18 protein-coding genes are annotated in these 22862 nt (G+C 73.8%); 7 read left to right on the plus strand and 11 right to left on the minus strand.

Annotated features, from left to right (window positions below):
• Positions 1–2: 2 nt before the first annotated feature.
• The gene (locus tag Actkin_RS26495) at positions 3–1202 is read right to left on the minus strand and encodes an FAD-dependent monooxygenase (RefSeq protein ID WP_258904657.1); all 1200 of its coding nucleotides are present in this window, start codon (positions 1200–1202) and stop codon (positions 3–5) included.
• Positions 1203–1280: 78 nt separating this feature from the next.
• On the opposite strand from Actkin_RS26495, the gene Actkin_RS26500 reads away from it, so the two are divergent.
• Positions 1281–1805 (plus strand): TetR/AcrR family transcriptional regulator, encoded by a 525-nt coding sequence (locus Actkin_RS26500; RefSeq protein WP_189214026.1) that lies wholly within the window; start codon positions 1281–1283, stop codon positions 1803–1805.
• A gap of 653 nt (positions 1806–2458) precedes the next feature.
• Here the strand turns inward: Actkin_RS26500 and Actkin_RS26505 are convergent.
• Positions 2459–2884 (minus strand): DUF6194 family protein, encoded by a 426-nt coding sequence (locus Actkin_RS26505; protein WP_258904658.1) that lies wholly within the window; start codon positions 2882–2884, stop codon positions 2459–2461.
• A 98-nt stretch (positions 2885–2982) separates the two neighbouring features.
• On the opposite strand from Actkin_RS26505, the gene Actkin_RS26510 reads away from it, so the two are divergent.
• Positions 2983–3669, plus strand: coding sequence for a MerR family transcriptional regulator (locus Actkin_RS26510; RefSeq protein ID WP_258904659.1), 687 nt, complete (start codon positions 2983–2985; stop codon positions 3667–3669).
• A 55-nt stretch (positions 3670–3724) separates the two neighbouring features.
• Here the strand turns inward: Actkin_RS26510 and Actkin_RS26515 are convergent, their stop codons facing one another.
• The 5 genes from Actkin_RS26515 to Actkin_RS26535 all read right to left on the minus strand — a co-directional run bounded on the left by Actkin_RS26515 (position 3725) and on the right by Actkin_RS26535 (position 10221).
• Positions 3725–5188 (minus strand): S8 family serine peptidase, encoded by a 1464-nt coding sequence (locus Actkin_RS26515; protein ID WP_258904660.1) that lies wholly within the window; start codon positions 5186–5188, stop codon positions 3725–3727.
• Positions 5189–5278: 90 nt separating this feature from the next.
• The gene (locus Actkin_RS26520) at positions 5279–6262 is read right to left on the minus strand and encodes a TIGR03842 family LLM class F420-dependent oxidoreductase (protein WP_258904661.1); all 984 of its coding nucleotides are present in this window, start codon (positions 6260–6262) and stop codon (positions 5279–5281) included.
• A gap of 12 nt (positions 6263–6274) precedes the next feature.
• Positions 6275–7660, minus strand: coding sequence for a dihydropyrimidinase (hydA, locus tag Actkin_RS26525; protein ID WP_258904662.1), 1386 nt, complete (start codon positions 7658–7660; stop codon positions 6275–6277).
• On the minus strand, positions 7660–8511 hold the full coding sequence (locus Actkin_RS26530) for a nitrilase-related carbon-nitrogen hydrolase (protein WP_258904663.1): 852 nt from the start codon (positions 8509–8511) through the stop codon (positions 7660–7662). Before Actkin_RS26530 ends, hydA begins: the two co-directional genes overlap by 1 nt.
• A gap of 126 nt (positions 8512–8637) precedes the next feature.
• A complete protein-coding gene (locus Actkin_RS26535) occupies positions 8638–10221 on the minus strand; it encodes a PucR family transcriptional regulator (RefSeq protein ID WP_258904665.1) in 1584 nt (527 codons plus the stop codon).
• A 97-nt stretch (positions 10222–10318) separates the two neighbouring features.
• Between Actkin_RS26535 and Actkin_RS26540 the strand changes: the two genes are divergently transcribed.
• Both Actkin_RS26540 and Actkin_RS26545 read left to right on the plus strand, forming a co-directional pair.
• Positions 10319–11590 (plus strand): aspartate aminotransferase family protein, encoded by a 1272-nt coding sequence (locus Actkin_RS26540; RefSeq protein ID WP_258904666.1) that lies wholly within the window; start codon positions 10319–10321, stop codon positions 11588–11590.
• Positions 11587–13053: a CoA-acylating methylmalonate-semialdehyde dehydrogenase gene (locus Actkin_RS26545; RefSeq protein WP_258904667.1), complete on the plus strand. Its 1467-nt coding sequence runs from the start codon at positions 11587–11589 to the stop codon at positions 13051–13053. Before Actkin_RS26540 ends, Actkin_RS26545 begins: the two co-directional genes overlap by 4 nt.
• Here the strand turns inward: Actkin_RS26545 and Actkin_RS26550 are convergent.
• Both Actkin_RS26550 and Actkin_RS26555 read right to left on the minus strand, forming a co-directional pair.
• Entirely contained in the window at positions 13050–13844 is a 795-nt protein-coding gene (locus Actkin_RS26550) for a hypothetical protein (protein WP_258904669.1), read from the minus strand. The genes Actkin_RS26545 and Actkin_RS26550 overlap by 4 nt on opposite strands.
• Positions 13845–14305: 461 nt before the next feature.
• A complete protein-coding gene (locus Actkin_RS26555) occupies positions 14306–18844 on the minus strand; it encodes a type I polyketide synthase (protein WP_258904670.1) in 4539 nt (1512 codons plus the stop codon).
• A 415-nt stretch (positions 18845–19259) separates the two neighbouring features.
• Between Actkin_RS26555 and Actkin_RS26560 the strand changes: the two genes are divergently transcribed.
• Together Actkin_RS26560 and Actkin_RS26565 are read left to right on the plus strand one after the other, a co-directional pair.
• A complete protein-coding gene (locus tag Actkin_RS26560) occupies positions 19260–19937 on the plus strand; it encodes a ScbR family autoregulator-binding transcription factor (RefSeq protein WP_189214014.1) in 678 nt (225 codons plus the stop codon).
• Positions 19897–20583 carry an HAD family hydrolase gene (locus Actkin_RS26565; protein WP_258904671.1) on the plus strand — a complete coding sequence of 229 codons (687 nt, stop codon included), beginning with the start codon at positions 19897–19899 and terminating at the stop codon, positions 20581–20583. The genes Actkin_RS26560 and Actkin_RS26565 overlap by 41 nt, the downstream gene beginning before the upstream one ends.
• Here the strand turns inward: Actkin_RS26565 and Actkin_RS26570 are convergent.
• Positions 20560–21426 (minus strand): SDR family NAD(P)-dependent oxidoreductase, encoded by an 867-nt coding sequence (locus Actkin_RS26570; RefSeq protein ID WP_258904672.1) that lies wholly within the window; start codon positions 21424–21426, stop codon positions 20560–20562. The genes Actkin_RS26565 and Actkin_RS26570 overlap by 24 nt on opposite strands.
• A 211-nt stretch (positions 21427–21637) precedes the next feature.
• Here Actkin_RS26570 and Actkin_RS26575 point away from each other — a divergent pair, with 211 nt between their 5' ends.
• Positions 21638–22021: a bacteriophage spanin2 family protein gene (locus Actkin_RS26575; protein ID WP_258904673.1), complete on the plus strand. Its 384-nt coding sequence runs from the start codon at positions 21638–21640 to the stop codon at positions 22019–22021.
• Between the two features lie 62 nt (positions 22022–22083).
• On the opposite strand, the gene Actkin_RS26580 is transcribed toward Actkin_RS26575, so the two are convergent.
• Entirely contained in the window at positions 22084–22623 is a 540-nt protein-coding gene (locus Actkin_RS26580; protein WP_189214010.1) for an EF-hand domain-containing protein, read from the minus strand.
• Positions 22624–22862 lie beyond the last annotated feature (239 nt).

Below are 22862 nucleotides of genomic sequence, written 5' to 3' on the forward strand. Positions count from 1 at the left end.
GCTCAGACGCCGCTGAAGTCCTTGACCTCCATCGTGTCGTGCAGCCGCACGCCCTTGGTGTTGAGCCTGGCCAGCGCCCTGGCGATCGGGGTCGGCAGCGCGGCGACCAGGCGGGAGCCGTTGACCAGGGCCCACACGCCGAACCGGGACGTCGGCACCAGGCTCCTGGCCGCGCCGCGGGCGAAGGCGCGGCTGGCCCGCACCGGGTCGGCCATGGCGCGCTCGTAGGCGGGGAAGGCGCGCTCGGGGTCGCCGCCCGCCGCGGCCAGCTCGCCCGCCAGGGTGTAGGCGCCGAGGACGGCCAGGCTGGTGCTGCCGCCGACCGCGGGGCCGGGGCAGTAGCCCGCGTCGCCGACGAGGGTGACGCGGCCGCGGCTCCAGGTGTCCATGCGCAGCTGGGTGATGGAGTCGAAGTAGAAGGCGCCGCCCGCGTCGAGTTCGCCGAGCCAGGCGTCGACCATGGGGTCCATGCCCGCGAAGGCCGCCCGCAGCAGCGCCTTCTGGCGGTCGGTGTCGCGGTAGTGGTACTCCAGCGGGTCGGAGCGGAACAGGAACACCGCGCGGGCGTCGCCGCCGTGCCGGTCGCCGTAGACGCCGACGACGCGGTCGGGCCGGAAGTGGCCGGTGAAGACGCCGGGGTCGGCGTGGCGGCCGGGCATCGACAGGACGGCGAGGTAGGCGCCGATGAAGTCGGTGAAGTCCTTCTCGGGGCCGAACACGAGCGAGCGGACGTTCGAGTGCAGGCCGTCGGCGCCGACGACGATGTCGAACCGGCGGGGCGCGCCGCGCTCGAAGGCGACCGTGCCGTCGGGGTCGATGGCGGTGATGGAGTCGCCGAAGACGTACTCGACGTCATCGCGGGCGGCCGTGTAGTAGATCTCGCTCAGCTCGTCGCGCATGACCTCGACGTGGCGGTCGCTGATCGCGGTGAACACCTTGCCGATGTCGACGCCCACCGGCCGCGCCGAGCCCGGGCGGTGCACGACCATCCGGTCGATGCCGGTCGCCTTGGCCTGGATCTCGTCGAGCACCCCCATCCGCTCGGAGATGTCGATGGCGGGCGTGAACAGGTCGACCGCGTGGCCGCCCGCCTTGCGCAGCCGCTGCGCCCGCTCCACGACGGTCACCTCGAACCCGTACCTGACCAGCCAGTACGCCACCACCGGCCCGGCGATGCTGGCGCCGGAGACAAGCACTCGCATGGTTCCCCCACTTACTTAACGGTCGGTAAGCTCTTGTCGTCAGCTTACCAACCGTTAAGTCGATTACGCTCCCCCGTGATGACCAGCGACACCCGAACCCGCATCCAGGACGCGGCCCGCGAGCTCTTCGCCCGCAAGGGCGTCCAGCGCACCAGCCTCCAGGAGATCGCCGACAGCCTGGGCATCACCAAGCCCGCGCTGTACTACCACTTCGCCTCCCGGGAGGCGCTGGTCCGCAGCATCGTCCAGCCCCTGATCGACGAGGGCGAGGAGTTCGTCCGCGCGCAGGAGGCGGACCCCCCGACCCCCCGCGGACTCCTGGAGGGCTACTTCGACCTCCACTACCGCCACCGCAACGAGACGATCCTGCTGCTGACCGAGTCCAGCACCCTGGTCGAACTCGACCTCATCGACACGGTCCTCACCTGGCGCGGCCGCCTCGCCACCCTGCTGGTGGGCAACCACGCCGACCTCCAGGCCGCCACGAGGGCGGTCGTCGCCCTGGGCGGCCTCCAGGACTGCACCATCCACTTCCGCGACGTCCCCGCCGACGACCTCCGCGAGGCCGCGGTGACCGCCGCCCTGGCCGCTCTGGGCCACTGACCCGCGCCAGCGGTCCACGGGACCGCCCCCGGTCGCCCCAGTACGGCCTTGTGCGTCGAGAAGCTAGGTGGCAGCGAGGCCGCCACCACCGCCGGGAACCCGACTCGGGACAAGGCGCCCGGGAGCCGGTTGCCGGTCCCCGTCTCTGATGGCGCTGGCCTGGCAGCCAGCGGAGCGGGACAGCCACGCCAGGCCCCAGCACAGCCGCCACGCCACCGACCAGCACCCACACCACCAGCACAACCCCCACACCACCAACCAGCACCCACACCACCAGCACAGCCGCCACGCGAACACGGCGACCTAGTCACCAGCGCGGCGGCCAGACCGCCAGCACGACGCCTAGATCCCTAGCGCGGGCGGCCCAGCTGCCAGCACAGCGCCCACACCCCTAGCGCGGGCGGCCCAGCTGCCAGCACAGCGCCCACACCCCTAGCGCGGGCGGCCCAGCTGCCAGCACAGCGCCACGCCCACAGCACGGCGGCCACACCCCCAGCGCAGCCGCCTGACTACCTAGGTGGCGGCCACACCCCCAGCACAGCCGGCTGACTACCTAGGTGGCGGCCTCACCACCAGCACAGCGGCCTGGCCGGCGGTGCGCGGTCTGGCCGCTGCCACTCCCCCAGGTGCTGGGCAGCGGGCCCGGCCGAGGGCTAGCGGTTCGGGGTCAGGCGGTTGCGGTGCTTGCGGGCGGCGAAGTCGTACGCCTCCTGGATCAACGGGCGCGCCTGCTCGAAGGTCTCCCTCGAAGGGTTCACCACGCAGACCCAGTGTTGGGGGGCGTAGACGGGATGCGGCATGACCTGGTCGTCCACCGTGTGGGTGACCGGGGCCGCTGCGGGGAACAGGGTGCGGAACGTCTGCTTGGTCAGGCCCAGGTTGAGGCGGAAGGCGCCTGGGCGGTCCAGATCGGACGCCTTGTCGTACCTGTCCCCGGTCACCACCGTGGCGAACGGGAAACGGCGGTTGTAGGGGACGTCGCCGTGGGGGTCGTAGATGAGGAACGTGTCGCCGGAGTTCTCCATCGCGATGACGCCGTCGAGGTCGAGGAGCTGCCTGATCACTTCCTGTTCGGTCACAGGTTCAATTGTCTCATTGACCTGCTGTTTGAGACTTTTCTCCGCACTGACCACGTCCACATCCCGGCAAACCCTCAAGTGACCGTAGAATCCCGCCCGTGCCCCGTCTCGTCGAGTTGGCCCGCATCGCGGGGGTCACGCCGCAGCAGGTCCGCAACTACCTCGACCAGGGGTTCCTGCCCCCGGCCGAGCGGGCGCCCAACGGCTACCGGGTCTTCACGCAGGCCCACGCCGACGCCCTCGTCACCACCCGCGCCCTCGCCGCGGGGCACGGCTGGGGCGCAGCGCGGGAGATCATGAACGCCGTCCACACCGGACAGACCGCCGTCGCGCTCGCCCTCGTCGACTCCGGTCACGCCGAACTCGCCCGCGAGCGCGCGCACATCGCCGCCGCCACCGCAGCCTTCGCCGAGGTGGCCGCCACCCCGACTCCGCCCACCCGGCCCGACGTGCGCATCGGCGACCTCGCCCGCGACATCGGCGTCAAGACCCCGGTCCTGCGCCAATGGGAGTCCCGCGGCCTCCTCGTCCCGGCCCGCGACCGCACCGGCTACCGCGTCTACGACCCCGCCGAGCAGCGCATCGCCCACCTCATCGCCGTCCTGCGCCGCGGCGACTACCCGTTCCCCATCATCGAGGCCGTCATCACGACCCTGCGCGCGACCGGCGACCCCACCCGCGCCCGCGCCGAACTCGCCCGCCGCGACCGCGACGTCCACCACCAGAGCCTCGCCCGCCTCCGCGGGTCGGCCGCGCTCCTGTCCTATCTGGACACCCGGGGATGAGAGGGCGGACGCCGTGGAAGCCCCGCCTCCCACGGCGTCCGCCAGGCAGCGGTCGTCAGCCCACCAGGGCGTTCACCGCCGCGACCGTGTCCACCAGGCCCGTGCCCTTGTCGAAGCTCGACGTGTACGCGCCCACCGGCTGGTAGGCCGCGCCGTCGGTGAACTTGTGGGCGGTGGACTTCAGGGCGGCCTCGACCTCCGCGGGGGTCGCGGTCGGGTCGGCCTGGAAGAGCTGGGCGACGATGCCCGCGATCTGCGGGGCCGCCATCGACGTCCCGCTGATCACGTTGTAGGTCCCGAGGTCCAGCAGCCCGGGCCCGTTCACCGGCTGCAGGCCGGTCGCGCAGATCGGCAGGTACAGCCTGCACGCCGACACGATGTCCTCCCCCGGCGCGGAGATGTCCGGCCAGGTCGAGGTGTCGTTCGCCGCGCCGCGGGAGGAGAAGTCGGAGACCGCGCCGTCGCGCGTGCCGGTGCCCTGGTCGTTGTACGACGCCACGGACAGCACGCCCGGGGTCGGGTCCTGGCCGGGCGGGTTGGACAGGCTGGCCGAGCCGTCGCCGCCGTCGTTGCCGTTGGCCCACACCACGACCACGCCCTCGGCGACCAACGCGCGCTGCAGCTTCACCGTCGCCGACTCGGGGTCGAACTGGCCGCCGCCGACCGGGCCGTAGGAGTTGTTGATGACCTTGATCGGCGGGCACACCGACGCCGGGACGCCCGCCCCGCACGGCGCGGCGTGGTTCTCCAGCACCCAGTTCAGCGCCGAGTCCGCGCCCACGATCAGGATGACCGCGCCCGTGGAGATCGACACGATCTTGGCGTCCGGCGCCGAGCCGCCCACCACCGTGCCGTCGCCCAGCGTGTAGTCGCGGCCCGCGGCGATGCCGCTGACGTGCGTGCCGTGGCCGCCGACCGCCAGTGTGTCGGTGTCGATGACCGTCGGCAGGTCGATCACGCACGACGTCCCCGCGGTCGACCCGTCCAGGCAGACGCTCTTGAGGTTGCGCACCACCCGGGTCCGGCCGTCGTCGCCGCGGAACGCCGGGTGGGTCGGGTCGATGCCGGAGTCGATGACGGCCACGGTGACGCCGCTTCCCGCGAGCCTGCGCCCGTTCGCGCCGGTGAGCGTCTGCTGGGCCTGGCGCGACGTCGTCGCCGCCGTGCCCGAGCTGGCGAAGAACTCGATCGGGTCGTTGTTCTCCACATAGGTCACCCCGGGCAGCGCGCGCACGGCCGCGACCTGGGCCGCGGTGCCCCGCGCGACCTCCACGCCGATGCGCTCGAACGCGGTCACCCTGGTCATCCCCGCCTGCCGCACGGCGTCGGCGGCTGCCGCCGCGGACGTGCCGTGGACCAGGACGGTCATCGCCTGGCCGGGCAGCGCGGCGTCGAGGACCCCGGCCAGCGAGGCGGACACGCGCGCCAGCGGCCCGTCGGCGGCGGCCGGTGTGGACACGGCCAGTGCGGGGATGAGGGCGAGCGCGGCGATTCCGACGCGCAGGCGTGGACCGGGCATGGGTGGGACCTCCAGCCGGGGAGCTGACTGTGACATCCCACTAACGAGTGACACTCATCCAGGTGACGAGAACGTGTCGGGTAAACCGATTCACACGATGCGTTCGCCGTAAGCGCGCAGCGTGGCCTCCTTGTCGTCGTGCATGAGGTACAGGGCGAACTGGTCGACGCCGAGGTCGGCGAGTTCGGCGATGCGGTCCTTGTGCGCGGCGGCCGGGCCGAGCAGGCAGAAGCGGTCGACGATCTCGTCCGGCACGAAGTCCGCGGACCGGTTGCCCGCCTTGCCGTGGTGGGAGTAGTCGTACCCGTCGCGGCCGCGGATGTAGTCGGTCAGCTCGCGGGGCACCGGGCCGGACTCGCCGTAGCGGGCCACCAGGTCGGCGACGTGGTTGCCCACCATCCCGCCGAACCACCGCAGCTGGTCGCGCTGGTGGGCCAGGTCGTCGCCGACGTACGCGGGCGCGGCCACGCACACCGTGATCCCGCCGGGGTCGCGCCCGACCGCCGCCGCGGCGGCGCGCACCGACTCGATGGTCCAGCGGGCGATCGCGGGATCGGCGCACTGCAGGATGAACCCGTCGGCCTGCTCCCCCACCAGCCGCAGCGCGCGCGGCCCGTACGCGGCCATCCAGACCTCCAGGCGGCCCTCCCGCACCCACGGGATCCGCACCGGCGCGCCGTGCAGCACCGCCTCCCGGCCCTCGGCCAGCTCGCGGATGACGTGCATCGCCTCGGCCAGCACCGCCAGCGACGCGGGCTTCTGCCCGATCACCCGCCGCGCGGAGTCGCCCCGGCCGATGCCGCAGACGGTCCGGTTGCCGTACATGTCGTTCAGGGTCGCGAACAGCGACGCCGTGACCGACCAGTCGCGCGTGCTCGGGTTGGTCACCATCGGCCCGACGACCAGGTCCGACGTCTGGGCGAGGATCTGGGAGTAGATGACGAACGGCTCCTGCCACAGCACGCACGAGTCGAACGTCCACCCGTAGCGGAAGCCGCGCTCCTCGGCCTCGGCCATCAGCCGCACGACGTCGCGCGCGGGCGGGTCGGTCTGCAGCACCACGCCGAACTCCATGGCGCACCCCTCTCAGCGCAGGTACTGGCAGAGATCGCGGTCCAGGAACCGGCCGTGCCCCTCGCGGCCGTGGAACGCGCCGTCGGCGACGACGACCGAGCCGCGCGAGAGCACCGTCTCCACCCGGCCGACCAGCTCCATCCCCTCGTAGGCGGAGTAGTCGACGTTCATGTGGTGGGTCGCCGCCGAGAGCACCTGGGTGGCGGTCGGGTCGTAGACGACGAGGTCGGCGTCCGACCCGGGCGCGACCACGCCCTTGCGCGGGTACAGCCCGAACATCCGCGCTGGCGTCGTCGCGCTGATCTCCACCCAGCGCGACAGCGAGATCTCGCCGCGGACGACGCCCTGGTGCAGCAGGTCCATCCGGTGCTCGACGCCGGGCATCCCGTTGGGGATCCTGGAGAAGTCGCCCCGGCCCAGCTCCTTCTGCCCGGCGAAGCAGAACGGGCAGTGGTCGGTCGAGACCACCGACAGGTCGTTCGTGCGCAGCCCGCGCCACAGGTCCAGCTGGTGGTCGGCCGGGCGCAGCGGCGGGGAGCAGACGAACTTGGCGCCCTCGAAGTCCGGCCGCGCCATGTCCTCGATGGACAGGAACAGGTACTGCGGGCACGTCTCGGCGAACACGTTCTGCCCGCTGTCGCGCGCGGCCGTCACCGCGTCCAGCGCGTGCCGGGACGACAGGTGCACGATGTAGAGCGGGGCGCCGGTCACCGCGGCGAGGGCGATCGCCCGGTGGGTGGCCTCGCCCTCCAGCTCCGGCGGGCGGGTCAGGCTGTGGTGCACGGGGTCGGTGCGCCCGTCGGCAAGCGCTTGCGCGACGAGCTGGTCGATGGCGATGCCGTTCTCCGCGTGCATCATGACCATGGCGCCGGTCTCCCGCGCCTTCGTCATCGCGCGCAGGATCTCCCCGTCGGTGGCGTAGAAGACGCCGGGGTAGGCCATGAACATCTTGAAGCTGTTCACGCCCGCGGCGACGCAGGACTCCATCTCCTTGAGCGAGGTGTCGTTGACGTCGGAGACGATCATGTGGAAGGAGTAGTCGACGGCGCAGTGCCCGCCCGCCTTCTCGTGCCACCTGTCCAGGGTGGCCAGCAGCGAGGCGCCCTTGGCCTGCACGGCGAAGTCGATGATCGTGGTCGTGCCGCCCCACGCGGCCGCCGCGGTGCCGGTGGCGAAGGTGTCCGACGACGACGTCCCGCCGAAGGGCATCTCCATGTGGGTGTGGGCGTCGATGCCGCCGGGCAGCACGTAGCGTCCGGTCGCGTCGATGACGGTGTCCGCGTCGGTGAACAGGCCGGGCGCGGCGACCGCGGCGATGGTCTCGCCGTCGACCAGCACGTCGGCGGGGAACGGGCCGCCGGAGTTGACCACGGTGCCGCCGCGGATCAGGGTGCGCATCACGCCTCCGTCAGCGGGGAGTAGGTCTCCGGCCTGCGGTCGCGGTAGAACGCCCACAGGTCGCGGACCGCGGCGAGCTGGTCCATGTCCAGGTCGCGGACCACGACCTCCTCCTCGGTGTCCGACGCCGCGGCGCCGACGAGCTGCCCGCGCGGGTCGGCGAAGTAGGACTGGCCGTAGAAGTCGTTGTCCCCCAGCGGCTCCACGCCGACGCGGTTGATCGTGCCGACGAAGTACTCGTTGGCGACCGCGGCGGCGGGCTGCTCCAGCCGCCACAGGTACTCCGAGAGCCCCCGGCTGGTCGCCGACGGGTTGAACACGATCGACGCCCCGGCCAGCCCGAGCGCCCGCCAGCCCTCCGGGAAGTGCCGCTCGTAGCAGATGTAGACCCCGATGCGGCCGACCGCGGTGTCGAACACCGGGTAGCCCAGGTTCCCCGGCCGGAAGTAGAACTTCTCCCAGAAGCCCTTCACCTGCGGGATGTGGTTCTTGCGGTGCTTGCCCAGGTACCGGCCGTCGGCGTCGATCACCGCGGCGGTGTTGTAGTAGACGCCAGGCTGCTCCTGCTCGTACATCGGCACGATGAGCACGACGCCGTGCCGCTCGGCCACCTCGCACATCAGCCGCGTGGTGGGGCCGTCCGGGATGGCCTCGGTGTAGGAGTAGTAGTCGGCGTCCTGGACCTGGCAGAAGTACGGGCCGTAGAACAGCTCCTGCAGGCACACCACCCGCGCGCCCTGGGACGCCGCCGTGGCGATGGCCGCGACCGCGTTGGCGATCATCGACTCCTTGTCGCCGGTCCACCGCTGTTGGACCAGCCCCGCTCGCACGATCAAGGTGTCTCCTCTCATCGGCCCGTCCAGGCATCGTGGGACGGCCGGGAACGCTGTGGCGAGCGTCACAGTGTTCGCCGTTGATCGCCAACCCGAACACTGTGTCAGTTGACGTCGGTTGACGGCCCCGGTGACCCCGTGACGTCAGTCGACGTCCATGGCGAGCAGGGCCACGTGCAGGGACAGCACCGACTCCGGGTCCTCCAGCGACACGCCCAGCACCTGCTCGACCCGGGCGAGCTGCTGGTAGTACGCCGTGCGGGACAGATGCGCGGCCGCCGCGGCGGCGGACTTGTTGCCGCCGTGGGCGCAGAAGTGCCGCAGCGCCTCGACCAGGCGGCTGCCGTGGGTGGCGTCGCGGGCCAGGAGCGGGCCGAGCTCGCGCTCGGCGAACGCGGTCACCCGCTCGTCCCCGGCCAGCAGGTACAGCAGGCCGCGCAGCCGCACGTCCTCAAGGCGGTGGTAGGTCTCGCCCGGGGCGCGGACGGCCTGCGCCACCTGGGCGGCCTCGACCAGGCTGCGGCGGGCGTCGGCGGCGGTGGCGACGGTGCAGCCGACGGCCACGACCACCGGCACGGCCGCGGCCTGGTGGGTCTCGGCGGCCAGCCGGGCGAGCACGGCGTCGGGGACGGCCTGCGGGGTCAGCGACAGCAGCGCCCGCACGCTGGTGTCGTCGACGATCCCGACCAGCGCGGCCACCCGGGCGCGGCGGGCGGCCAGCGCGGTGGCCTCGGCGAGGTCGCGCAGGACCTCGTGGGTGGCCATCGAGCGGCCGGTGGGCCGGGTGCGCGGGCGCACGGCCATGCCGACGAGCCTGCGGTGCTCCAGCGGCACGCCCAGCGCGGCGCTGTGGGCGGTGATCTCCGCGCCGGACTCGGAGAGCAGGTCGGCGAGCAGGGTCCGGTGGGCGTGCCGTTCCAGGGTCTCCTGGTCGCGCGCGACCAGCCGGTGCACGGCGAGCGCGGACGCCGCCCGCTCGGCGATCACCCGCTGGCTGTGCGCGGGCTCGCCCCGGCACAGCAGCACCAGACGGCCCCAGTGCTGGCCGCGGGCCCCGACGACCGTCACCAGCCACCCCGCCCCGGCGTGGTAGCCGGTGCGCTCGGCGACGGCGACCGCGCGGGAGCGGCGCGCCCAGTCGGCCAGCACGTCGCCAGGGTCGAGCCCGGCGGTGTCGTAGGCCAGCACGTCGTGGGCGAGGTTCTCCAGCACGACCGGCGCCCCGGACGCGCGGGCGGCCTCGCGCAGCACCTCCGCAGGCTCGGCGCCCGCGACGGTCAGCGCCGTGAACGTCTCGTGGATCTGCTCGGCGGCGCGCAGCTCGGCGGTCTGGGCGTCCAGGATCAGCCCGGCGACGGCCTCGGTGACCGCCACGAACCGGGTCTCCCTGGCCAGGGTGACCAGCGGGAGGCCGTGCCGCTCCGCGGCGGCGGTCAGCGCGGGCGGCAGCGCGCCGCGCCAGTGCCGGACCAGCTCGACGACCAGGCCTGCCACCCGGGCGGCGGCGAGGTCGTCGACGTAGCGGGTGAGCCCGTCCGGGTCGTCGGGCAGGGCGATGCCGGTGGTGAGGACGAGTTCCCCGCCGCGCAGCAGGGCGGCGATGTCGGCGACCTCGGCCACGTGCACCCAGCGCACCCGCCGGTCGAGGCCCGCGGCGCCCGCCACGACCTCGGGCCCGCCCGCCCGGACGACGGGCAGCGCGATGGCGTCCGAGACCGTCGGGTACACCCGACACAGTGTCGCACAAACTGTAAGGCGCACAGGGTGATCGGCGTGCAGTCTGTCCGTTGGCGCGCCCGTGCCCGGCCCAGCACACTCCGGGGGTATGACCCTCGTCGAGCGCCACCGCGCCGTGCTCCCGAACTGGCTGGCCCTCTACTACGCCGACCCGCTGGAGATCGTGAGCGGGCACGGGCGCCGGGTGACCGACTCGACCGGCCGCGGCTACCTGGACTTCTTCGCGGGCATCCTGACCAACGCGATCGGCTACGACGTCCCGGAGATCTCCGACGCCGTCCGCAAGCAGCTCGACAGCGGCATCCTGCACACCTCGACGCTCTACCTGATCCGCGCGCAGGTGGAGCTGGCGGAGCGGATCGCGGCGCTGTCGGGGATCCCGGACGCCAAGGTGTTCTTCACCAACTCCGGCACCGAGGCCAACGAGACGGCGCTGATGCTGGCCACCCAGTACCGGCGCAGCAACCAGGTGCTGGCGCTGCGCAACTCCTACCACGGGCGCGCCTTCGCCACCGTCGGCGTGACCGGCAACCGCGGCTGGTCGGCGAGTTCGCTGTCGCCGGTCCGGGTCGCGCACGTGCACGGCGGCTACCGGTACCGCGGCCCGTTCGCCGCGCTGTCCGACGCCGACTACATCAAGGCGTGCGTGGACGACCTGCGCGAGGTCATCCAGACCATGACCGCAGGCGACGTCGCGTGCCTGATCGTCGAGCCGATCCAGGGCGTCGGCGGGTTCACCGTGCCGCCGGACGGGCTGTACGGGGCGTTCGCCGAGGTCCTGGCCGAGCACGGCATCCTGCTGATCTCCGACGAGGTGCAGACCGGCTGGGGGCGCACCGGGGAGCACTTCTGGGGCATCGGCGCGCACGGCGTCGTGCCGGACATGATGACCTTCGCCAAGGGGCTGGGCAACGGCCTGGCCATCGGCGGCGTCGTGGCCCGCGCCGAGGTCATGGACTGCCTGACCGCCAACTCGATCTCCACCTTCGGCGGCAACCCGGTCGCGACCGTGGGCGCGATGGCCGTGCTCGACTACATCGCCGAGCACGACCTGCAGGCCAACGCCCGCGAGCAGGGCGCGCGGCTGCTGGCCGGGCTGCGGTCGGTGGCCTCGCCGTGGATCGGGGACGTGCGCGGCAAGGGCCTGATGGTGGGTGTGGAGCTGGTGCGGCCGGGCGGGACCGAGCCCGCGCCGGACGCGGCGGTCGCGGTGCTGGAGGGCTGCCGGTCCCGCGGGCTGCTGGTCGGCAAGGGCGGCCTGCACAACAACGTGATCCGGCTGGCGCCGCCGATGACGGTGACGGCCGACGAGGTCGACGAGGCGTTGGACGCGCTGAGGGGGGCGGTGGAGGCGCTGTGAGGATCACGCACTGGATCTCCGGCAAGCCGTGGACGGGGACCGCCGAGCGCTCCGGGGAGGTGTTCGACCCGGCGACCGGCGCGGTGAGCGGCCGCGTCGACTTCGCCGGGCAGTCCGAAGTGGACGAGGCGGTGGCCGCGGCGGCCGCCGCGTTCCCCGGCTGGCGGGACGCCTCGCTGGCCGCGCGCTCGGCGGTGCTGTTCGAGTTCCGGGCGCTGCTGCGGCGGCGCGGGGACGACCTGGCCGCGATCGTCTCCGCCGAGCACGGCAAGGTCGCCGACGACGCGCGCGGCGAGGTGGCGCGGGCGCTGGAGGCGGTGGAGTTCGCCTGCGGGATCCCGCACCTGCTCAAGGGCGGCTTCAGCGAGAACGCCTCGCGCGGGGTGGACGTGCACTCGATCCGGCAGCCGCTCGGCGTGGTCGCGGTGGTCTCGCCGTTCAACTTCCCGGCGATGGTGCCGCTGTGGTTCGTGCCCGCGGCGGTCGCGTGCGGGAACGCGGTAGTGCTCAAGCCGTCGGAGAAGGACCCGTCCGCGGCGAACTTCCTGGCCGGGCTGTGGGCCGAGGCCGGGCTGCCCGACGGCGTGCTTAACGTCCTGCACGGCGACAAGGCCGCGGTGGACGGCCTGCTGACGCACCCGGACGTGCGGGCAGTGTCGTTCGTCGGCTCCACCCCGGTGGCGCGGCACGTGTACGAGACGGGCACGCGCGCGGGCAAACGCGTCCAGGCGCTGGGCGGGGCGAAGAACCACATGGTCGTGCTCCCCGACGCCGACCTCGACCTGGCCGCCGACGCCGCGGTGTCCGCTGGCTTCGGCTCGGCGGGCGAGCGCTGCATGGCGATCTCGGTGGTCGTCGCGGTCGGCGGCATCGCCGACGACCTCGTCGGCCGCATCGCCACCCGGGTCGACGCGCTGCGGATGGGCGAGGACATGGGCCCGCTGGTGACCGCCGCCCACCGCGACCGGGTGGCGTCCTATGTGGACGCCGGTGTCGCTGAGGGCGCGGAGTTGGTGGTCGACGGCAGGCGGCGCGCGGTGGACGGCTCCGGCTTCTGGCTGGGGCCCACGCTGTTCGACCGGGTCCGGCCGGACATGTCGGTCTACACCGACGAGATCTTCGGCCCGGTGCTGTCGGTGGTGCGCGTGCCGTCGTACCCGGCGGCGGTGGACCTGGTGAACGCCAACCCCTACGGCAACGGCACGGCGGTCTTCACCGCCGACGGCGGCGCGGCCCGCCGGTTCCAGAACGAGATCGAGGTCGGCATGGTGGGCGTGAACGTCCCCATCCCGGTGCCCGTCGGGTACTACAGCTTCGGCGGCTGGAAGGACTCCCTGTTCGGCGACACCCACGCCTACGGCCCCGACGGCGTGCACTTCTTCACCCGCACGAAGGTCGTCACCACCCGCTGGCCCGATCCCAGCCACGGCGGGGTCGACCTGGGCTTCCCCCGCACCGTCTAGTCGGTGACCTCGACCCGGACGCGGTCGGTGTCGCGCAGCAGCGTCAGCGTGAGCCTGCCGCGCTCGGGGTCGCGGCCGGTGATGACGACCCAGCGGTCGTTGGCGTAGGACAGCAGGCGCAGTCCCGTGTAGCGGTACGTCGAGGGGCCGACGACGGTCTCGCCGGGCAGGGTGAGCCGCTCGGTGCTGTAGACGGTGAGGGCGGGCTGGGCGCCGGGGTTCCGGTCGATGTGCTCGGCGAGCGCCGTCCCGCCCCGGCCAGCGTGGACGGCGGCCGCCCAGAACACCGCGAACGCCACCACCGAGCCGACCAGGACGCGTCCCCGGAACGGCCGCTCGGTCCCGTGCAGCGGCGGACCGCCGAGCACGGCGGCGAGGGCCAGGGCGAGCGCGCCCGTCAGCGGTTCGGCGTGCCCGGCCAGCGCCGAGACCGCCCACACGAGCGCGATCACGGCGACGCCGATCCTGACCGCCTGCACCGCGGGGAGCCTGACCCCGCGCCCGAGCGGGACGGTCACGGCGTCGAGCCGACCGGCCACCCGCCGGACGGCGACGAGCAGCACCAGCACGCCCAGCACGACCGCGAGCGGCTTGAACACGACGCCGACGCTGCGCAGCAGGTAGTCCTGCGCGGAGAACCTCAGGACCGCGTGGTCGACGCCGAAGTAGCCGTAGATCGCGTTCTGCCGGTTCCACCCGAAGTACATGAGCACGGCGGTCACCGCGGTCACGGGCGCGACCACGAGCCCGACGAGTTCGAGCAGACCCCGCACGTCCTCCTTCTCGCTCACGGCGCCTCCGTGGCGTCGACCCCGGACGGGGCCGGGAGCGTGGGGACGACCGTCACCCCGGGGATCTCGTCAGGCGGCCGCTCCCCGGGCTCGGCGGCGTCCGGGTCGCCGCAGTATCGCGGGCATGACGGCGGAACAGACCTCGACGGAGGGTTCGGCACTCCCGGTATCTCCTCGGGTCCCGTTCCCGGCGGGCCGTCGATCCGCGTGGGCGCCGCTGGGACGACCCGCGTGGGCGCCGGTGGAGCGACGGTCGACGCGGGTGACGCGGGCGACGCGGGCGGCCGGAGCGTGGGCCCGTCGTCGAGGCCGGGGTGTCCCCGGCAGCCCGTCAGCAGCGCGACCGCGACCACCAGGCCCACCGACCGGGCTCGGTTCACCGGGACCACCCCCAACGTCCGTCCGCTGGGGATTTCGCGGGCGGCGGGCCGGGCCGTTAGCCGCCTCACCCGATCGTGTGGCTAACGGCCGGGGTGCAGCGACCGCAGCAGCGGCGGGGTCTCCGCGCCGCTGGGCATGTCCAGTTTGGCCGGTACCAGGTGGGTGTCCGCGCGGGCCAGCGCGGCGTCCAGGAGGCGGAGGGCCTCGGGCGTGGTGAGCGCGCCCTCGGTGGCCGCGCCGTCCGGGCCGGGCAGGGCCGACCAGTGGCCCCAGGCCAGGCTCGACCCGGCCAGGCCCCGGCCGCGCCGGTCCTCGGCGAGGGCGTCCAGGAACGTGTTCGCCGCCGAGTGCGCGGACCGGCCCGCCGCGCCCAGCACGCCGGACGCTGAGGAGAACAGGACGAACGCCGACAGGTCCATCCCCGAGGTCAGCGCGTCCAGGTGCAGCGCCCCGGCCACCTTCGGGGCCAGCACCCGGTCGATCCGCTCGGCCGTCTGGTCGGTCAGCGCCGCGTCCTCGCCGGTCGCCGCGAGGTGGAACACCCCGCGCAGCGGCAGCCTGCGGTCCACACCGGCCAGCACGCGCTCCAGGTCCGCGCGGTTGGCCACGTCGCACGCGGGCACCCGCACCGACTGCGCGCCCGCGTCCATCAGCTCCCGGATGACCTCGGCCGCCCCCGGCGAGAACGGGCCGCTGCGCGAGGTCAGCACGAGGTGCCGCACGCCGTACCGGCGCACCAGGTGCAGCGCCACCAGCCTGCCCAGCTTCGACGTGCCGCCGGTGATCAGGACCGTGCCCGCGGGCCCGAGCGGGCGCGGCGGGGCGTCGGGGGCGACCGCGCGGGCCAGCCGCACCGCCCGCACGACGCCGTCGCGGACGACCAGCTCCGGCTCGTCGGTCACCGCGAGCGCCGCCGTCACGTCCGCGCCCGGCGGCGCGTCGATCAGGCGCAGCCGGTTGCCGTGCTCGGCCCTGGCCGCGCGGATCAGCCCGCGGACGGGGGCGGCGGCGAGGTCGCCTCGGGTCACCCAGACCAGTTCGGTCGAGGCCAGCCGGGGATCGGCCAGCAGCGCCTGCAGGACGTCCAGCGCGCCCACGACGCTGGCCCGGACGGCGGCGGCCACGTCCGCCCCGCCCGCCCTCGGCACCTCGATCACCAGCCGCGACGGGGCCGGGGCCGAGGCGAGCGCGGGCAGGTCGGCCAGGGTCCAGGTGGCGCCGGGGGCCGACGGCGGCACGACGACCGGGACCGAGTCGACCCGGTACAGGTGCCGGGCCGGGTCGCCAGCGCGGACCTGCTCGGCGGTGACCGGACGCAGCCGCAGCTCGTCGACGTGCGCGACGGGCATGTCCTCGTCGTCGGTCACCCAGAGCCGGGCCACGCTGTGCTCGCCCCGGTCGACCAGGTCCAGCCGGAACCGCAGGTGCGAGCCCGACGAGCCGTAGAGCGTCACCCCGCGCCACGCGACCGGCATCAGCAGCCCGCCGGTCGGCCGCAGCGCGGCCAGCGCGTGCAGCACGGCGTCGAGCAGCGCCGGGTGGACGCCGTCGAAGTCGCCCTCCAGCTGCTCGGGCACCCGCACGACGCCATAGGCGCTGTCGCCCACCCGGCCGAGTTCGGTGAGCCCCCGGAACGCGGGCCCGCAGACCAGGCCCTGCGCCACCAGCCGCGCGTGCAGCCCGGACACCGACACCGGGTCGGCCATGGGCCAGGAGTCCCACCCCGGCTCGTGCTCGGCCCACTCGGTGACGACCGTGCCCACGGCGTGCAGGGTCCAGCCGTCCGAGGCGTCCTCGGGCTGGGAGTACAGCGCGATCGGGCGCAGCCCGGCCGCCTCCGCGCCCAGGGTGACCCGCAGCCGGACATAGCCGGTGGGCGGCAGCACCAGCGGGCGGGCCAGCGACAGCTCGCCGATCCCGGCCGCGCCCACCTGGTCGGCCGCCGCGGCGGCCAGCTCCACCAACCCGGTGCCCGGGACCACGATCGTCCCGAACAGCCGGTGGTCGGCCAGCCACGGGTGCGCCGCGACGGACAGGCGCCCGGTGAACAGGTGCCCCTCGCCGTCGGCGGTGCTGGTCACCGCGTCCAGCCACGGGTGCGGCAGCGCCTCCGGGCTGACCGGCCGCAGGTCGCCGCCGGAGCGGGCGACGGGCAGCCAGTAGCGCTCGCGCTGGAACCCGTACGGCGGCAGCGCCACCCGCCGCGCGCCGCGCCCGGCGAAGACGCTGGCCCAGTCGACCTCCTGCCCGGCCACGTGCAGCGCGCCCAGCGCGGCCAGCACGTCGCGGGTCTCGTCGTCGCCGGACAGGCTGGGCAGGAACCGGCTCGGCGAGTCGGCGGGCAGGCAGGCCAGCGCGGTCGCCGTCCACACCGGACCCGGGCCGCACTCCAGGTAGCCGCCGATCCCGGCGTCCTCGAGCACCCGGATGGCCTCGGCGAAGCGCACCGCGCCGCCGAGCTGGTCGATCCAGTAGCCCGGGGCGCGCACGCCGTCGCCGGGCGCGAGGTCCGGGCCCATCCACTCGGCGGTCATCGCGCTGACCAGCGGCAGTTCCGGCGCCTGCCAGGTGCACGAGCGCACGACCGCGCCGTACTCGGCGAGCAGGGCGCCCTGGCCCGGGTACGCCGAGGCCACCGTCAGCCGCCGCACCGGGACCCCCAGCGCCCTGACCCGGTCGACCGCCTCCAGCACCGCGTGCTCCGGCCCCGCGACGACCGTCTCGCCCGGGTCGCCCGACCCCACCACCGCAACGTCCACATCGGACACCGCGTCGATCGTGTCCGCCTCGGACAGCCCGACCGCCGCCATCGCCCCGCCGGGGCACGCCCCGGCCAGCCGCCCGCGGGCGACCGCGAGCCGGGCCGCGTCCGGCAGCGACAGCACGCCCGCGACGTGCGCGGCGGCCAGCTCGCCCACCGCGTGCCCGGTCACCGCCGACGGCAGCACGCCCCACGACACCCACAGCCGGAACAGCGCCACCTGCACGGCGAACAGCGCGGGCTGCGCGATCCCCGGGTCGTGCGCGACGGCGTCGCCGCCGCCGAGGACGGCAGCGCGGACGTCGGGGTCGAACTCCGCGCACACCGCGTCGAACGCCTCGGCGAACACGGGGAACGCCGCGCGCAGCGCGTGTCCGGTGTCCGGCCGCTGCACGCCCTGGCCGGTGAAGACCATGGCGAGCCCGCCGTCGGCGGCCCGCTCGGGCAGCACGATCCCGTCGGCGACGTCGCGCAGGCGGGAGATCAGCTCGGCGCGGCCGGAGGCGGTGACGCACGCCCGCACGCCGAAGGACGTGCGGTGCAGCGCCGCGGTCATGGCCACGTCGAGCACCCGCGCCTCCTCGCCCGCGAGGTGGTCGGCCCAGCTGCGCGCCTGCGCGCGGACGGCCGTCTCGTCGTGGCCGGACAGCACGACCGGGTACGCCGTCGCGTCCGGCTCGTCCCGCGCCACCGGCCGGGGGCGCGGCGCCTCCTCGACGATCAGGTGCGCGTTGGTCCCGCCGTGCCCGAACGCGGACACCCCCGCCCGCCTCGGCCGCGCGCCCCGCGGCCACGGCACCGGCCCGGTGAGCAGCGTCAGCTCGCCGGGCAGCCCGGCGGGCCGGGCGGAGTGCGCCGAGGGCGGGAGCACCTCGTGCCCCAGCGCCAGGACGGCCTTGATGACCCCGGTGACCCCCGCGGCCGCCTGGGTGTGCCCGACGTTCGACTTCGCCGAGCCGAGCCACAGCGGGCGGTCCCGGTCCCGGTGGACCGCGGCCAGCGCGGCGGCCTCCTCGGCGTCGCCGTCGGCGTCGCCCGCGCCGTGCGCCTCGACCGCGTCGATGTCGCCCGCGGACAGTCCCGCGTCGGCCAGTGCGGCGCGCAGCACGGACTCCTGGTCGTGCGGGCCCGCTGCCGACCCGCGCAGCAGGGCGAGGACGTCGTCGCCGTCGGCGAGCGCGGCGGCCAGGGGCTTGAGCACCAGGACGCCGCAGCCCTCGGCCCAGCCCGTGCCGTCCGCGTCCGACGAGAAGCTCTTGCACCGCCCGTCCGGGGCGTTGCCGGTGGGCGCGTCCACGTAGGCCGAGGGGGTCGTCATGACTGTGACCCCGCCCGCGACCGCGACCGCGCACTCCCCGGCCCGCAGCGCGGCCACGGCGAGGTCGATCGCGACCAGCGACGACGAGCACGCGGTGTCCACTGTGGTCTCCGGGCCGCGCAGGCCGATGGTGGCGGCGACGCGGGCGGCCAGTCCGCCAGGGTGCCTGCCGCGCACGACACCGCGGTCGAGGTAGTCGGTGGCGCCGAGGTAGAGGCCGATGTCGGCGTCGGGTCTGATCCCCGCGCGCTCCATCGCCTCCCACACCGCCTCCAGCGCGATGCGCCGCTCGGGCTCCATGGCCTGCGCGGCCAGCGGGGACAGCCCGAAGAAGGCGGCGTCGAAGCGGTCGGCGTCGTGCAGGAAACCGCCGTCGTGGACGGCGGCGTCGTGCAGGTCGAGGCCGTCCCAGCGGGCCGGGAACGGCTCGATGGCGTCGCCGCCGTCGGCCAGCAGGCGCCAGAAGGCGTCCGGGGTGTCGATCCCGCCGGGCAACCGGCAGGCCATGGCGACCACGGCGATCGGCTCGGAACCCGGCATGCGCCCACTCCCCACTGCAGGTCCTCCGACCAGCGGCCGCGCCCGCCTCCCCCGAGGCGGCTGGGACCGGCCCGTGCGGGTCGCTGGTCCAGCGATGTCCGAAAGATAAAACCGACCGGCCGGTTTGTCAACGGCCGGGTCACCCACCTGCGGAGTCCGCGGCAAAGGTCTGGTACCAAACCTGAGTGCTCGCTCGTAAATGTGCTGCCACCTGGGAAACTAGCAGGCATCAGCTAGTCATGGCGACCGTTTCGATCAAGATGACCGCAGGCTGCGAGCACCAGTCGAACAGGTGACCACCATCACAATCTCCGGAAACAAACCTACCAGGCGGTTTCTTTTCGGTCGGTTTGCTGTCAGGATCGGCCCCTGCGGGAACCTCTACCGCACCGCTCACGGAAGGGGCACAGCAGCAGTGGCACAACAGCAACGGGCGGAGCGGACCCGTACCCAGATCCTCGACGCCGCCGCCGAGGTCATCGACCAGCACGGCTTCCAGGGCGCCCGGCTCTCCGGGATCCTGGCGACGGCGGGGGTCACCAAGGGCGCGTTCTACTTCCACTTCTCCTCCAAGGAGGAGCTGGCGCACGCGCTGGTCGACGAGCAGTTCAGCGTCGACGACACGCCCACCGACCCGGAGTCGCTGGGCCTTCAGCAGATCATCGACCTCACCCACCAGCTCGCGCACGCGCTGCAGACCAACGTGCGCGTCCGCGCCAGTGTGCGGCTGACGGTGGAGACCGGCAGCTTCGTCGCTCCCCGGCCCGAGCCGTACCTGCGCTGGATCGGCGTGGCGCGCAGGCACGTCGAGGCCGCGCTGCACCGGGGCGACCTGCACAAGGGACTGGACCCCAACGTGGTGGCCACCTGGATCTCCGGGTCGTTCCTCGGCATCCAGATCCAGTCCGAGGTCCTCACCGGCCGCGCCGACGTGCACGAGCGGGTGACCGACATGTGGCGCATAGCGCTGCCCGGTCTGGTGCCGCCGTGGCGCCTGGCCGCCTTCTCCCCATCCGGCACGGTTCCGCCAGCCCAGCTCCCCGGAGGCCCCCATGCGGTTCCAGCAGTTGAAGTTGGTGTGTCTCAATCTTGACGGCGTCCTGCTGCCCGACACGTTCAGCCCGGTCATCCACCGGCTGCTGACCGCGCACGGCGTGGAGTACACCGCCGACCTCGAACGCCTGATCCTCTCGCAGCCGCGCGAGGTCGCGGGCGCGATCCTGGCCTCGGCCGTCCGGCGGCCGTGGACGTGGCGGCAGGCCGTCGAGGCGTTCTTCGCCGAGCGCGAGCGCTATCTGGCCGACCACCCGATGTTCCTGGCCAAGGGCGCGGGCGAGCTGATCGACCTGCTGCGCGAGAAGGGCGCCACGCTGATCTGCTACGGCGGCATGGACCGCGCCGCGTTCGACGACTTCCTCGGCCCGTGGCGGGACCGCTTCGCCCAGCCGGAGTACATCAGCACCAACGACTTCCGGCCCGGCATCGCCGAGATCGTCGACTACTACGGCGTCACGCCCGGCCAGGCCCTGTTCGTCGACGACGTCAACCGCTTCGCCGAGTTCGCCAAGGACATCGGCGTCGGGTTCATCGGCCTGCCCAACGACCACCCGCACAGCTTCCAGCGCGAGCACATGGTCGAGACCGGCGTGCGCCACCTGGTGTGGTCGCTGCCCGACATCGACGAGGCGCTGCTGGACCTGCTCGACGCCGAGGCGTCAGCGGGCGCGGTCTGGCAGTAGCCGCTCGGACAGCTCCCACAGCCGCGCCGCCCGCTCCGGGTCGGCCGCGTACGCCGCGTGGTGGCCGTCGGGCAGGTCGTGCCCGGTCGGCCACGGCTCGGTCGGCGCGCAGTCGGCCACGATCCGCCCGCCCAGACCGGGGGTGACCGCCGCCCAGACCGTGCTGGCCGCGGCCTGCGCCGCGGTCCGCCAGCCCGGTCCCCGCCCGTCCCACCCCTGCGCGCTCAGCTGCGCGGGGGTGAGGTCGCGGACGATGTCGGTGAGCACCAGCCCGGGCAGCACGGCGGTCGCGGTGTGCTCGGTGCGGCGGTCGAACTCCAGGGCGAACAGGGCGTTGGCCGTCTTGGACTGGCCGTAGGCGCGCCAGGGGTCGTAGGCGCGGCTGCGCCAGTCCGGGTCGTCGAAGTCGATGTCGGCCCTGCGGTGCGCGCGGGAGGAGAGCACGACGACCCGCGCCTCCCGCAGCGGGACGCGCGCGGCCAGGGCGAAGTGGCCGAGGTGGTTGACCCCGAAGTGCGGCTCGAAGCCCGCCTTGGTGCGGACGAGCGCGTTGGTGAGCAGGCCCGCGTTGAGGATGAGCATGGTGACCGGGCGGGGCACGGCGAAGGCGGCGATGGAGTCCGGGTCGGCGAGGTCGAGCCGGGCGAAGGCCACGCCCATGCTGGCCGCGGCGGCCGCGCCCTTGACCGGGTCGCGGCCGGTGATCAGCACGTCGGCGCCCGCCTTCGCGAGCGCCTTGGCGGTCTCCGCGCCGATGCCGCCGGTGCCCCCGGTGACGAGGGCGTGGTGGCCGGTCAGGTCGTGCCCCGCGAGGACGTCGTCCGCGGTCGGTGCGAGCGGCATGGTCTCCCCCTCGGCACCATTGTCGAGGATCGCTCGCGGACGGGGCAACGCTGGACAGCCGATCTTCGCGACCGGTATCCTGACCTCGCGAAGGGGAGTACCCGCCCGGTTCGTGGTCGTCACTACGTCAGGTCCGCACCTGTCCGGCCCGAACGCCGTCCTCGCAGGCGGTGGGGAGACCTTCGGTCGCTCTAGGCCGGAGGGTCGCACGATGCGTCGAGTTGGTTCCGTTGTCGCAGCTGTCGCCGGGTTGGCGCTGCTCACCGGGTGCGCGGAGATCCAGCAGGCCGCCGACACCGTCAACGCCGCCGATCGGGCGCTGACCACGGCCCAGGTGTGCGTGCAGGCGATCGGCGCCATCGATTTCATCCCGTCCACCGACCCGGCGACCGCGGTCGAGCAGAGCCGGGGCGCGGCGCGGGAGCTGTCCGCCCTGGCCGCCCAGGCCGGGGACGTCACCGTGAGCGAGGCCATCGACGGCGTCGCCACCATGCTGGGCAACGTCAGCCTCGACGACTTCGCCACTCCCGTCGAGTGGCTGCAGGAGCGCACTTCCCAGGCCGCGGCCGTGTTGAACGCCTGCGCCGGGTACTGAGCGAACACGGGAGGAGAGGGCCGCCGCGGCGCCTGCTGGCGCCGCGGCGGTTCGCATTCCGCTCAGGCGGGCAGGGCGAAGCGGCCGAAGACCCAGTTGCCGGGGGCGGTCGGGTCGTCACCCGCCCAGAACTGCGTCCACAGCTCGATGAACTCCTCGCGGCTGAGGTGGCCGTCGCCGTCCCCGTCGAGGATGTCGAAGACGGAGTCGGTGTCGGTGCGCCTGCCGTTCCAGATCTCGATGAGGGTGCGGTACTCGGCCGCGGAGATCAGGTCGTCGTGGTCGGCGTCCACCGCGTCGAACATGGCCGACGCGGTCGCGGCGACGGCGTCGAGCATGGCGGGCAGCCGGTCGACGACGGCCAGGACCTCGTCCACGGTCACCCGGTCGTCGCCGTCGGCGTCGTACCCGCTGGCCACGGTCGCCCACCAGCTCAACATGATCGCGGTGACCCGCTCCCGGTCCTGGGGCGCCGCGCCGCCCAACCGGCCCCACCGCTGGGCGATCGACCGGAAGTCGTACTCGGTGAGGCACCCGTCCCCGTCGGCGTCCATCGCCCGGAACACCGCGGACACCTTGCCCCGCTGCAACAGACTGGCCATCGCCGCTCCTTCCGCCGAATGGATCACCAGGTTCCCCCGGACGCCGCCGCCCGGGACAGCGCCAGTCGGGTTCCCCTGCCCACCACGACCGGATGACGCGCGACGACGGTCCGTGACCGCGCGGATCACCAGCGCAGCCAGGTCGTGATCCTTTCGTCCGAATCATTGACAAGTGTCCGTGAGAGCGCTTACATCGATTCTCAAGTTTGTTCCCCCGGACAACAAACCGTCGAAGGACT

The sequence above is a fragment of the Actinokineospora sp. UTMC 2448 genome (assembly GCF_024760565.1).
GTDB classification, from domain to species: Bacteria; Actinomycetota; Actinomycetes; order Mycobacteriales; family Pseudonocardiaceae; genus Actinokineospora; species Actinokineospora fastidiosa.

Coding starts and splice junctions, on each gene's coding strand:
- Actkin_RS26495 (WP_258904657.1), bottom strand. CDS start 1,202: ATGCGAGTGCTTGTCTCCGGCGCCAGCATCGCCGGGCCGGTGGTGGCG.
- Actkin_RS26500 (WP_189214026.1), top strand. CDS start 1,281: ATGACCAGCGACACCCGAACCCGCATCCAGGACGCGGCCCGCGAGCTC.
- Actkin_RS26515 (WP_258904660.1), bottom strand. CDS start 5,188: ATGCCCGGTCCACGCCTGCGCGTCGGAATCGCCGCGCTCGCCCTCATC.
- Actkin_RS26520 (WP_258904661.1), bottom strand. CDS start 6,262: ATGGAGTTCGGCGTGGTGCTGCAGACCGACCCGCCCGCGCGCGACGTC.
- hydA (WP_258904662.1), bottom strand. CDS start 7,660: ATGCGCACCCTGATCCGCGGCGGCACCGTGGTCAACTCCGGCGGCCCG.
- Actkin_RS26530 (WP_258904663.1), bottom strand. CDS start 8,511: ATGAGAGGAGACACCTTGATCGTGCGAGCGGGGCTGGTCCAACAGCGG.
- Actkin_RS26540 (WP_258904666.1), top strand. CDS start 10,319: ATGACCCTCGTCGAGCGCCACCGCGCCGTGCTCCCGAACTGGCTGGCC.
- Actkin_RS26555 (WP_258904670.1), bottom strand. CDS start 18,844: ATGCCGGGTTCCGAGCCGATCGCCGTGGTCGCCATGGCCTGCCGGTTG.
- Actkin_RS26565 (WP_258904671.1), top strand. CDS start 19,897: ATGCGGTTCCAGCAGTTGAAGTTGGTGTGTCTCAATCTTGACGGCGTC.
- Actkin_RS26570 (WP_258904672.1), bottom strand. CDS start 21,426: ATGCCGCTCGCACCGACCGCGGACGACGTCCTCGCGGGGCACGACCTG.
- Actkin_RS26575 (WP_258904673.1), top strand. CDS start 21,638: ATGCGTCGAGTTGGTTCCGTTGTCGCAGCTGTCGCCGGGTTGGCGCTG.
- Actkin_RS26580 (WP_189214010.1), bottom strand. CDS start 22,623: ATGGCCAGTCTGTTGCAGCGGGGCAAGGTGTCCGCGGTGTTCCGGGCG.